The organism is Janthinobacterium sp. BJB304, assembly GCF_002735765.1.
Lineage (GTDB): Bacteria > Pseudomonadota > Gammaproteobacteria > Burkholderiales > Burkholderiaceae_D > Janthinobacterium.
Map to the genome: position 1 here is coordinate 122,710 of NZ_PDZN01000008.1, position 12,336 is coordinate 135,045.

At 42.2% G+C, this 12,336-nt stretch carries 12 protein-coding genes; all 12 read right to left on the reverse strand.

Translation table 11 applies throughout. The features are described from left to right. Nucleotides 1-74 precede the first annotated feature (74 nt). The 12 genes from CSQ95_RS11610 to CSQ95_RS11660 all read right to left on the reverse strand — a co-directional run bounded on the left by CSQ95_RS11610 (nucleotide 75) and on the right by CSQ95_RS11660 (nucleotide 12,170). Nucleotides 75-1,157 (reverse strand): glycosyltransferase family 4 protein, encoded by a 1,083-nt coding sequence (locus CSQ95_RS11610; RefSeq protein ID WP_099409624.1) that lies wholly within the window; start codon nucleotides 1,155-1,157, stop codon nucleotides 75-77. 71 nt (nucleotides 1,158-1,228) lie between these two features. Then, nucleotides 1,229-2,401, reverse strand: coding sequence for a glycosyltransferase (locus CSQ95_RS11615; protein WP_099409625.1), 1,173 nt, complete (start codon nucleotides 2,399-2,401; stop codon nucleotides 1,229-1,231). Further along, the gene (locus CSQ95_RS11620) at nucleotides 2,401-3,957 is read right to left on the reverse strand and encodes a hypothetical protein (protein ID WP_099409626.1); all 1,557 of its coding nucleotides are present in this window, start codon (nucleotides 3,955-3,957) and stop codon (nucleotides 2,401-2,403) included. The genes CSQ95_RS11615 and CSQ95_RS11620 overlap by 1 nt, the downstream gene beginning before the upstream one ends. Before the next feature lie 100 nt (nucleotides 3,958-4,057). Beyond that, nucleotides 4,058-5,320, reverse strand: a complete 1,263-nt coding sequence (locus CSQ95_RS11625; protein WP_099409627.1) for an O-antigen polymerase — start codon at nucleotides 5,318-5,320, stop codon at nucleotides 4,058-4,060. A gap of 102 nt (nucleotides 5,321-5,422) precedes the next feature. Then, nucleotides 5,423-6,760: a lipopolysaccharide biosynthesis protein gene (locus CSQ95_RS11630; protein ID WP_143449949.1), complete on the reverse strand. Its 1,338-nt coding sequence runs from the start codon at nucleotides 6,758-6,760 to the stop codon at nucleotides 5,423-5,425. Nucleotides 6,761-7,041: 281 nt separating this feature from the next. Then, nucleotides 7,042-8,085, reverse strand: coding sequence for a nucleotidyltransferase family protein (locus CSQ95_RS11635; RefSeq protein WP_099409629.1), 1,044 nt, complete (start codon nucleotides 8,083-8,085; stop codon nucleotides 7,042-7,044). A 31-nt stretch (nucleotides 8,086-8,116) separates the two neighbouring features. After that, on the reverse strand, nucleotides 8,117-8,521 hold the full coding sequence (locus tag CSQ95_RS11640) for a UDP-N-acetylglucosamine 2-epimerase (protein WP_257218038.1): 405 nt from the start codon (nucleotides 8,519-8,521) through the stop codon (nucleotides 8,117-8,119). A 14-nt stretch (nucleotides 8,522-8,535) separates the two neighbouring features. Then, nucleotides 8,536-8,658, reverse strand: a complete 123-nt coding sequence (locus tag CSQ95_RS30040; RefSeq protein WP_257218029.1) for a hypothetical protein — start codon at nucleotides 8,656-8,658, stop codon at nucleotides 8,536-8,538. A gap of 120 nt (nucleotides 8,659-8,778) precedes the next feature. Next, nucleotides 8,779-9,888: a UDP-N-acetylglucosamine 2-epimerase gene (gene neuC, locus CSQ95_RS11645; protein ID WP_205701168.1), complete on the reverse strand. Its 1,110-nt coding sequence runs from the start codon at nucleotides 9,886-9,888 to the stop codon at nucleotides 8,779-8,781. 10 nt (nucleotides 9,889-9,898) lie between these two features. Beyond that, nucleotides 9,899-10,918: an N-acetylneuraminate synthase gene (gene neuB, locus CSQ95_RS11650; RefSeq protein ID WP_099409631.1), complete on the reverse strand. Its 1,020-nt coding sequence runs from the start codon at nucleotides 10,916-10,918 to the stop codon at nucleotides 9,899-9,901. Further along, nucleotides 10,915-11,217, reverse strand: a complete 303-nt coding sequence (locus tag CSQ95_RS11655) for a hypothetical protein (RefSeq protein WP_218963607.1) — start codon at nucleotides 11,215-11,217, stop codon at nucleotides 10,915-10,917. Before CSQ95_RS11655 ends, neuB begins: the two co-directional genes overlap by 4 nt. Before the next feature lie 8 nt (nucleotides 11,218-11,225). Beyond that, nucleotides 11,226-12,170, reverse strand: coding sequence for an ATP-grasp domain-containing protein (locus CSQ95_RS11660; RefSeq protein WP_099409633.1), 945 nt, complete (start codon nucleotides 12,168-12,170; stop codon nucleotides 11,226-11,228). Between the last annotated feature and the right edge of the window lie 166 nt (nucleotides 12,171-12,336).

A 12,336-nucleotide genomic window follows, 5' to 3' on the forward strand; every position in this document is an offset into this window, starting at 1 on the left:
TCGGAAACAGGTCATGTTTTCAGTGAAATGACGGCGAATCTTGCACGGTTCGCCGTCATCGAAAGCAAGAATGGCTAGACTCCTTCGATTATTTTTTTAAGCGAAGAATTATAGATTGCCGTTCTATATTTATTTTCCGCAATACTTCTGTTTAATAAAGAAATAGCAAGTAAACCGCTGCCATCATCCAGGATTTCTTCGATTGCCATCTTGATGGAATTGCTGGATTGCGGGGCAATTTGATATCCATTGACTCCGCCAGTGAAAATATCCGGAATACCGCCACGGTCGGTAGTCATCACGACACAACCTGCAGCATAGGCTTCCAGAATAGAAATCGGCTGCCCCTCAAACAGACTGGTCGGCAAGCAAAAAACATGAGCAGTACTCAAAAGCTCCTTCTTGTCGGCTGCACCGACAATTCCATGATACTTTATTTCGGGAGCTGACGCCTTTTTCAGGAAAGCGTTTTTCTGCTCATCCGATTCAAAGGCACCGGCAAAATCTATCCGGACTCTCTGCCGCTGATCTTGCGTTAATTCCTGGAATGCCCCCAGCAATTCTTCGTATCCCTTGCCATCGATTAAATTACTAAGAAACAGTATTCTCAGCGGTTCTAGTGAGGAAAATTTATGCGCTATCTGTTCCTTGTGCAAGAACACATATTCTTCAGCGAAATTTGGCACGATGAATATTTTCTCAGGTGCAATAATTTCTTTGAATATTTCCACATGGCTGTTACCCAGCACGATCACGGCACCCAGCTTTTTAATGAAAAATCTGTTTATTTTGTATAGCAAAGGGAATCTGTCAAAAATATGCTTTTTCAGGCTTCCGCCATGCAAATGAATAATCATTTTATTCAGATTACCGCTGCAAATCAGATAAATCAGCAAGTCCTTCAAGTTACCCGCAACAGATTCCGAAATGGTCAAATAAATTGCATCGACATTGTTTTTTTTATGCCATACCTCTTTCAATATCTTGAATATTTCCACAATTCGGCCTAAAGAATTGGCACCATGAGTCAATTCCTTCTTGCTCAAGTTAACCACTTCCAACTGATGTTCTTTTTCCAGGCCATCCAGCATGACCTTAACAGCCAAGGAGTGCCCCGTCATAGGAGGCGGCAAGGGGCCGATGAAGAGAATTTTCATAAATCAAACCAATATCAGATTAAATGTGCGGCAATCATGCCGCGAAAGGAAAAAGCAGGGAATCCTGTCACTTATGCCAGAGCAGAAAATTCTTGCAATTTTTCTTTAAAACTCCTGATGGCGGTCTTTTTAGAAAAAATACGCCAATAGCGTTGACTGCTGATTTCACCCATGGCACTCCAGTCTTGCTGGCGCGCCATCATCTCTTCGAAGGCCAGTTTAATCGAAACATGCTCGTATGGATCAAATAAATAACCGTTGCTACCCTCCTCGACTCCCTCGAAATGATTACCGCATCGATTAGACACGAGCAAGGGAAGCTTCATGCACAAAGCCTCCACCAGGGTCAGCGGACTAGCATCGGAAAAAGAAGGCAACACGAATACATTGGCACTCTGGTACAGCGAGGCCAGCTTTTCGGTACTGCAATGCCCGAGCAGGGAAATATGCGCACCGAGGCCGCGGGAGGCAACAAACTGTTCGATCATGGCCTTATCCGGTCCATCTCCAGCAAGTAAAAACCGGCCTCGCCGAATATTTTCATCGCCCAGCGCTGAAAAGAAATTGACAATACCCTTGACGGTCTCCGTCAACCGGACCGGCAGCAAGAATACCGGGAGCGGATTTTCTTGCCGCGCTGCGACTTCCGCGGCGGTAATCTGAAACTTGTCTTCTTCGATAGTATTAGGCAAAGGAAGATAGGCATGCACTTTTATCTGCCATTTTTCAAATGTCAATTCAGTCATTTTCCCGGAACTGATTTGTGCACCGGTCGACGACTGGTAGACAAATTTTCGGAGAAAGCGTTTGAGTATATTATCGTTCGAGGCGCCGGTGGTAAGATAGTTCGCTTCGGACCAGAAATGCAGCTGCTGCTTGAAAAGACCCAGGCGCTTGAAAAATGCCAGCGCCAGTACATCGATATCGTTCCAGCTTCCGCCTATAATTACTTCAGTATTTTTTTCTTTGAATAATTTATACAGCAGGCGTGGGTTGATATGGAGATGATAACGCCCCATCATTTTATAATAGCCATTGTCGATATAATACGGATGCTTCAGCAAAGATAGATCGACTTGCCAGCTTCGATCGCCTTCTATGCGTCGCATGTAATACACCTCAAAATTCAATCCTTGCTCGTAAAGTTCGTTATATAACGCCGTACGATAGGGTGTAGGTATATTGGTAAAGAAAATGTATTTATTCATTGTTCCAGCATCTTTTTCAGTATGCAATTGCAACATTAAAAATCCTGCTTGATGTATTTTTTTTCAACCAAAAACTTGGGGAAAGTGATTTTTTTGAAAATCAAATGCTGGGCAAGGTTGAGCGTCCGGAAAAAAACGAGAACGGCAACATAGGGTAACAGCGACCCCCGGTAGGAATAGCAGCGGGGAACTGACAGGGTTTTGCCTCCAAAGTGCAGCATCTTAAAGTCGAAATCCACATATTTTGGAGGAATGCCGCGCTTTCCAAAAATATAGAGCGCATATTTCAACGCTCCCTGTCGCAAGCCAGGCGACAAGGTCGCAAAGAGCGCCGAATCCAGTTCGCTCAAGGTACGCGGGTAATACGCCACATCCAGGTGGATATAAAAAGATCCGCCTAGCAGCACGACCGGCTTGCCCCAGTAAGCGGCTTCTACCCCCGTGGTGGAACCGAATACGAAGACTTTTTCACAGCTGTCGATCAAGGCATATGTAGAAACAGAAGAACTGGCGAGGATAACGGTAATGTTATCGAACTCGGAAAATATAGAAGCCAGGCCGGTATGATAATGAAACTTGATATGCTGCAAATTTGGATGAATGCGCAGATAAAAATGAATCGATGGATCCTGCGCTGCCTTGGCTAGCAGGTAGCGAATGCCCTCGATCTGATTCTCGAATAACTTATATTTGTCAAACGATTCGCCAACGCAGAAAAACTCATCTTCCGAAGAGTTGAAAATGACGAAATTTCGCTTATCCGGATCCCAATTTTCGGGCAGCTCATTCTCCTTTTGCCCCGCGGTATACACCGTGTCGGATGCCATCTCGGCCTTGCGCCGACGCTCAAAAAAGCTCTTTGCCACAGTATTCTTGTCTTCTTTTTCGTTCCACTCGCTCCAGTTGTTTTCGATAATTTTCGTTCCATTATCAATATCATGAGGCAAGGCATCGAAAAACTTTACCTTATGCTGTTTTTCCCGATCGGAAGCGAACGTGCATTCCAAGACCACCGTGCTGATGCCCCGAGCCTGGCTAACTTCCATCACCGGCCTGATTCCGCTGAAGCGTCCATTAAAAATGCAAACCTGATCGGGTGAGAAATCCTCAAGCATGCCAATGGTGGCTTCGACCAGACGGGCCGAGGCGCGCAACGCGTCGTCAAAAAACATGCTGTTTTCCTGATTAAATTCAGGTTCCAGATTCCGCGTCATCGACACATAGGAAGACACCACACCCAAGCCGATATTGGCCTCTTGATGGCAGATGGTTTTCACCTCGGCAATCGAGTCGTAATCGAAGCGCAGCGCATCCACCCTCCGCACAGCTTCCGCACTGAGAAATGATGACAGTTTCTTGTGCTTGAAATTCGGATGATCAATTTTACCAACCAGCAAATTCGCAGAAAACATGCACTCCGCGCAGCGGATAGCAGATTGCTCGGCATTCGAATCGCAGGGCTTGATTTCACCGCTACACGTCACAAAAAGAACTTGATTCGAAGGTTCTTGAAGATATTCCATGGCTTCATCCAGCAAAACCGGCATGCTGTTGTTATCCAGGGGATAGGGGCTGTAAATAAGAATATTCATGGTTATTATCTGGTTATTTCTCTGGTGCAATCTTGAAGTTATGACTGCCTATAAGCATAAAAATCAAGAAATGAAAAATTTTTCACGCCTGCAAAACTTCCTATTTAAGTATTTTTTTGTGCCCAAATCCATTCAAATAGCCACAAATCAAAAAAGTATAAACAATTAGAAGATTGTAATATACAGTCTTCATTTCATAATTAAATATTCCCATTGCCGGCAGCAAAAACAATGCCGCGACTGCCATCAATTTCGCAAGCGGCAAGCCATTTTTCCCTGGCCGCAGCCAAAGAACAAAAGAAGAATAAATCGCCGCAAATATAAATGTTCCTACATATCCGAAATCGAACAATATATTTGCAGTGATGCCATTAAATCTATCGTAATATGCACCCCAAAAAACATACAGCCTCGTCTCAATTTCACCTATCGGATAATTGACCAAACCAAGCTTATCCGCAATCAAAATAGGAAAAGGAAACGATAACTGTCCGTTTAAAGATTCAAATTGGTAGGAATTAATGACAATACTGCCGTTTCTATACCATTGACATCCATAATCGAACAAGCTGAATATAATTGGATTAGTGATATAGACATTCGAATCGAGAATGTCGTTATAGCCAATTTCATTTTCAAACCGGTTTGCCGTCACAAAAAAGAAAACAGTCAAGGCACTTGCCGCCAGGAGTCCAAGCGAAAGCTTGATTGTATTTTTTGTTTTTCGGCTACATTTATTGTAAAAAAATGGAAGGTAAGCGCCGTACAGAAAAACAAAAATAATAAACCCTGAACGACTGAATATGGTTAATCCATGCAATACCACATTCAACGAAAACAACAGGCAAAGATAAGACATTTTCTTATTGCCAGTCATTAGATAATAAAAATGAAGTGGCATTAAAAAGTAGGCAGTCGGATGCAGATACAGCGCTAGCAAATATAAGGTATTATTGATCGGCAAGGCTTTTATAAAATCGCCGCTCTCTCCGCCATTTTTGAATGCGGAATAATCCACAATGGATGAAAAACTGTAAAAAATACTAATAGAGAATACGATGAAAATAATAATATTAATAGACAGCAATACTAATGTCAGCGTCCTCAGGCGTTGACGATCCGGCATCATGATTTTTACACTATAAGGCAAGCAATTCCATGGCAGGATAAAAAATGCCAAAATCAATGCCAAGAAAATAAAATTCCATATCTTTTCTTCAGTATCAATCTTATAATCATAACCAATCGCAACCGCACCGATTAAGGAAGATATATAAATGAAGAACAGGAAAATAGCCGGAGAAGCCTTACGCCTGAAAGTGAAGGCAAAATAAATAAAAACCAGGTAACATAAAAATAACATAAATAACCTAAAGGGTGTCAGGCAGATTTCTGCGCTTCGGCAGCCGCTTGCGGACGGACAATGGGTGGCTAAGGTGGTCCGAGACTACATACAGGCAACAGCCTATTTGGGCGGTAGTGGCTGCAATTTTTCAGCATGCTTCAAGCCCCATGGCAAATCATAAAGCTTATTGGCAAATATGAAAACTGCAACAAATGTCAGAACAGAAACAAGCAAGCTTGAATATGCCGCCCCCATGATGCCGATATGCTGTACTAGAAGAAAGGTCAGCGCCATCTGCAGTACGGAAGACGAAAAAGTGATAATTCCCAGCAGCTTGGTTTTTCTTTTATAAAAAATATAGCCCGACATGATGGAATACATACCGTCAAAAAATAAGGTAGCCATCGTCATCGGCAAAAACACCATCGATTCCTGGTATGCAGCTGGGAAAAACAATGGTATTAATAGCTTTAGTAAAAAATAGCCACTGAGTGCTACCAAACTCAAAGCAGCAGAAAATAAATAGGTAATGCGTACCAGTTTTCGCTTTAATCTATTTTTTTCACTCGGCTCAGATTGCTCAATGGAAAGTAAATCCTTGTATAAATGCGGAGCATAGGCATTGAAAAAAGCTCCGGTAAACACGCCGATCACGGCGGAAAAAGTCAGCGCCAAAGCGTAAATACCGTTTGCTGCGATACTTATATAATTGGTTATTATTATCTTGTCGATGCCGGATTTAAACCAGAAAGATAGGGTATGCGGCAGCAGCGGCAAACCGAAAGAGAATGCGCTGCGAACCTCTTTCATATCAATACTGGAAAATATATAAGAATTTTTTTTCAGATGCCATATTATCAACAGTGTGACGACCACACCCGAAACGATCATGCTGAGTGCCCGACCTTGCCAGTTCCATTGCAGGAAAACGACAAATAGTATTGCCAGCCCTCCCGTCAGCAGGGATTGCAATACTTGCGCGACATTAAAGGTATATACCCGCTCCTGGATGCGCAACAGCGACGTGTACAGAGTATAAATACAAGTCGACACGGCTGTAATGATAGCAAACACCTGCCACAGCAAGGTGATTCCCAGATATTCGCTGATAGGAAAGGAAAACAGGCCTACTATCAGCAAACACGCGACGCCTAAAAACAGAATTAAATAAATCAGATTTGAAAGATAGCCAGCCACACCATCTTTCAATCCATGATAATTAATTGTCAGTGCGGTATAGGTATTCATGCCGCAAATTGCCGTAAACACTTGTACTGCAACGCTGAAATTTGTCAGTGTGCCAAAATCCGAGGGTGTCAAGTATTTCGCTACAATTGGCAACAGGAGAAAAGGAACCGCCTTGCTGAGCGTGTCACCGAGTGTATAGATCAGTGTGGACCTAAGAAAACTATGGCGTAATATTTTTTTTATAAAACCAGGCATTTCTTCGCAACTCAAGTTGATCAGTCCGGCTTCAAAGCGGACCGGGGTGTAAATCGGCTGAATCCTGTTTTCAATCTGTATTCCGATTTTTTAGCAGAAGACGGTTTTCAATTCCGGTTCGCTTCAGGCCACAGTAATGCCCAGCTTGAAATCTTAATTCAACAACATTCACCTCGATGTACCGGCAAGCACAAATGTAAAAAAAATAGCACTGGCCGCCTCGCCGGATACCATACGGAGTTAGCTGCCATCAAAATGCCAGAGAATTTTGAGTGAACGCCGTTCACAATCATCCGTCAGGAATGCTCTTCCCTTGCTTTTTCAAGGTCGCTTGGACGTCCAACATCAAGCCAGGGCTCGTGCATCGGATAAACAATGGTGCGTTCGGCTTGTTCCTGTAGACGCGCAAAAAGAGTCGGCATATCACAATGCTCGCCTTTCGGTATCACTTGTAACGCCATAGGTTCGAGTACGTAAATACCGGCGTTGATATGGCTACGAGTAATCGGCTTTTCTTCAATCCCAATAATATCCACGCCATTGGTTTTCACCACACCAAATGGATGTTGCCATTCATGCAATTGAACCGCCATGGTCGCGGCAGCCCGGTGCCGACAGTGGAAGTCCAGCAATTCGCCATAACGGATATCGGTCAGAACATCGCCGTTGGAGATCAGGAAAGGCTCTTCCGGTGATGCCTGCAGCAAACCCAGCGCGCCGGCTGTGCCCAGCGGCTTTTCTTCACGCAAGTAGTCGATTTGTACCTGCAACCGTTCACCATTGCCGAAATAATCCTCGATCATGTGCCCGAGATAATGGACCGCCAGCACAAACCGCTCAAATCCGTCTCCTTTGGCGCGTTCGATAATATGTTCCAGCATCGGCTTGCCGCCAACTGGCAGCATGGGCTTGGGGCAGTTTTCGGTATGCGGCAGCAATCGCGTGCCACGTCCGCCAGCCATGATCACCATCAAATTCGGCCGCTTGCCTGGCACCAGCAAGCTGTCGAGCAAATGAACGCCCACTACCCGGTTTTGCTCGTCGACTACGGGTACTTGATGCAATTTATTAAATTTCATCAATTGCAGAACCATATCGCGGTTCCATCCAGGCGGCACCACCATCGGATTGCGCTGAATAATGCTGTCGACGGGGCTGGCCAACGTCAAGCCACGCAGCAAACCGCGTCGGATATCGCCATCGGTCAGCGTGCCGAGCAATCGTTCATCATCGGTAACGATCAGCACGATCTGCATCCCCGACTCTTCCAGACGGGTGATCGCTTGTTGTACAGTTGCCGTAGTCGGCAATAAGGTTTTACGCCAGGTATCAGTGTGCATAATATATAGTCGGATTAAAAGTGCCGGATTCTTACCGGCTCGTCTCGACGCGCGGACTGATATCGGCAAGATCGTAGAAAGATTTTTTCAAAATATGCTCCAGCGGATATTCACCGAGCACTTGAACGATCTTTTGGCTGGCGCCACCATTGCCATGCAGATTGGTCATGGTTGCCAGCCCGGACTGGAATTCTGTAGAGTACGGATGCTGCAGAGCCGTGCTTATCGATACGGCATCGGGCTCGCAATCAATCACACTGTCCGTCATTAAACGGCCGCGCTGGCGGTCGCCGATATTGATCGTACCGATGCCCATGCTTGGCGCTTCGGCAATTCCGTTTGAGGAATTTTCCACTACGCCATCGAGCATCGAAGACAAGAGGAAACTCCCCGTATCCGCATTCGGCATCGCGAAAATCAAACGGCAATCAGTCACGTCGTCCAAGGCGTTCAATAGTTCTGGCATTTGCTGAGGCGACGATGCGCTCTCAAGCGTGGCAGGATGAATTGTTTGGCCAGTTCAAGGTCGCCATGATGATTCACGCCAGCTTCTGCGATGATAAGGGTTTTCATGTATTTCTTCAACGATCTTTGTTTAATTATTTGGCCAGAACGCCGATGTAAACCGAACTGGCTATGCAATCCCGCAAGACCGCCGACCCGGAACCAATCACGGTATCGGCGCCTAAAACACTAAAGTATCTTTTTAATAGCATTTACTATTCTAGATGCGGTATTGCCGTCACCATAAATGTTGCATTTTTCCGGCAATGGTGTTGCTTCAATTTTTCTCACCGTATTAAGTATATCTTCTTTGGTAACCGGCGTTGTATAGATGTTAGGTGTTTCAATCCTTCCCTTTTGCCTATCACCAAGATTTATAACAAATTTCGGGAAAAATGATGCTTCAACAAAACCGCTTGAGGTGTTTCCCAACATAAATTCACAATGTTTCATGCAGGTCAGGTATCCTAAAGTGCCAAAGGATTCAATTCCTACTGCATTGACATTAGAACTTATAAAATCCTTCAGTTTCAGGCGGATCATATTACCCATGGTATCAGTATTAGGCATTGTAATGATCAGCTGGTAAGCTTTCAGTTGCGTTAGAGCAGCGATAAGTTCATCTGTATAGGTTTCGTTCTTCTCAAATGAAACAGTTTCCGGATGAAAAGTGATCAGAATACTCTTTTTAGTCAGATCAATATTGAATTTTTTCTTAAACTCTTCGACAGAAAGAAAATCAACATTCTTCAGATTATCTATACTTAATGCACCTACGTTAAAGACCGCGTCTTTATGCTCATCTCCGACAATCTTAACGATTTGGTCTTTATACTGCTCTGTTGATGCAAAATGGAGTTTAGACATTAGCGTCAGGCTATTCCTAAAGATGTTATCAATAGCCCCTAAAGTTATTTCCCCACCCGAAATATGTGCAACCGGAATGTTAAATGGCACAGCAGAAGCTACTGCCGCAAACATTTCATAACGATCTCCCAAACAAATGATTAATTTGTAGTTTTCCAGACTCCAGATTGATGAAAATTTCATCATCGTCAAACCCATAGAATCAGAAATTGACTCTGGAGATTCACCAAGAACCAAGGCGTCAATTTTGTACTTGACCCTAAAACCATCCTCTTCAATCCTGCCAACAGAATTACCATAAATCAAGGAATTATGATTGCCAAAAGCTATAATATCCAATTCAAAGATTTTCTGTTTATGAATTTCTTTAATCAAAGGATAATATATACTGTAATCTGCTCGTGAACTTGTAAGTAAGGCTATTTTAATCATGGCTTTCAATTCAAACCAAATCGTCAATCGAAAGTTTATGATCTTTCGCTACATCTTTATTTAATTTCTTATTTAAAACATTTTGAATATACATAGGAGAAATTCCATCTCCCGGCCTTTTCATAATCAAATCTTTCTCAGTTATGATATGCCCTTTCGTTAAGCCATCCACTATATGAATGCTTCTTCTAGCAATAACTATATTCTTCGTTTCAGATTCAGTAGGCAACTTTTCAGCTGAACCCATAGCCTTTTCAATGTTTCTGATAGAATTAACCATTTCTTTCAATTCATCAGGTTCCAGAGATGCCAAATGGTCAGGACCATCCATTGAACGGTCTAAAGTGAAGTGTTTTTCAATCACAGTCGCCCCTATTGCCACAGCGGCAACCGGCACTTCAATACCAAGGGTATGGTCAGAATATCCAATTTTTACCCCAAACACTTCACCGATAGTTATCATCGCTTTAAGATTAACATCTGTCATCTTTGTAGGATAGTCGGTGTTGCAATGTAAAACGGTGATGTTTTCTTTTAAAGTTCCTTCAGCAATCAAAACTTTTAGCGCTTCACCTATCTCGTCAAGCGTTGACATTCCTGTAGATAAAATTACATTCGTCTTCATTCTTCCTATTGCCTGAAGATATGGAAGGTTAGTAATTTCTCCCGAAGGTATTTTGAATATATCAAGACCAAGATTATACAAATAATCAATTGAAACATGATCGAAAGGCGTTGATAAAAATTTTATCCCCACGCTGTTTGAATAATCCAGTAACTCTTTATAAGCTTCAAGAGGAAGATGAATTTTTTTAGCCATATCCAGCTGGCTTTCAGAAGCTATACCGGTATTATCAATTTGATAAACTGCTTTTTCCGCCTGCTCAGTCATTACGAGCTCCGGCACTGCTGTTTGAAATTTAACAATATCAGCACCAGCCTCCTTGGCAACGTCGATTAATTTTTTTGCAATATTAATGTCCGCATTATGGTTTACACCTGCCTCAGCAATGATTAGAACTTTATTCATTTTTTCTTTCTTTTTTCGTCTAGAATTTTATTAACATTACCCCATCCATTACAGGTAATAGCACGATCATCGATCCACACATCTCCAATCGGCTTTCCTAACATCAGCTGATGGTATTTAAAGCCATACCTTGACAACCAGTCCACAGTCATCTCATATTCCATCCAGGTACGCGCAGAATAAATGATTATTGTATGTCCTTCGTCATATAAATTATTTACAGATTCAACTGCATTATCCAACGGCTTAGCCATTGATCTGCTATATGTTTTTTCTTCGGTACAAATTGTACCATCCATGTCTATTATTATTTGCATATTTTATAATTTTCTGAAAAACGTCGCATCATTAAGAAACTATCGATCCAATTTCCATCATATGAATTCTTTATTTTATAGAAATCATTTAAAAGATATTTTGGGGAATTTGCACCGGCAAAAATTGAATTTAGTACAGCGCCACCAAACCTTGGATTAATTTCCATAAAGTAAAGTTCTTTAGTTGCCGAATCTTCAATCAACTGAAGCGTAAGAGGGCCAACTAATTTTGTTTTCTCAATAATTTCCCTGCTAAAATTTATTAATCTTTCATCTTTAAGCGTGATAGATTTTATAGATTCGCCGCCCTGAGTTTCCAATCGTATCCTTGGAACAATTGAAACTATTTCCTTATCCTGGACAGAGACATAAACATCTACACTGTATTCTTTACCTTTAACAAATTTCTGAACTAGATAATTTTCTTTATTTGTCAGGTTATCAAAATCTGCAGGTGATTCAAGTATTAAGATACCTTTGGATGCAGACCCATGTATCGGCTTTGCTATCAATGGGTAATTATTAGTGTCAGAAGGTATATTTATACTGTTTTCTATGCACCACTCATTAGCAAGGCGCTTGTTGAAAAAAACTTCACATATACCTTCGTCCGAAACCGGTATGAAAACGTCTTTATCCTCCACGAGCTTTTTCAGCCTGGCTGATACGATAGTAGCGTAATCCAAAAAAGGCAGTACAATATTAATCTTTTTTGTTTTAATAGTTTCAAGCAAATGATCGTATAAGTTCTTATCACTCCATCGCAATCCGATAACAATCTCTCCAACCAATGAGATTGGAACATTAATATCTAACTCGTATGAAAAGATATTTACATTTAGACCTCTTTCCTTACCTTCATCAATAAATTTTTCGGCAAGAGAAACGCGTTTGGCGCCTCCGAGGAAAAGTATATTTATATCTTTTTTTTGCATGACAAGTTATTCAATAATGTTGCTTGATGTTTTTACAATTCGCTTTTCTAAGAACAATGCATTGGCCTGTTCTTCCTTCTGACAAGGTGCATATTTAGCTCTTTTACAAGCTTAATATCATTTGCCACTAAAGCACCGCCTCCGCCTGAAGTAACTATTTTATTTC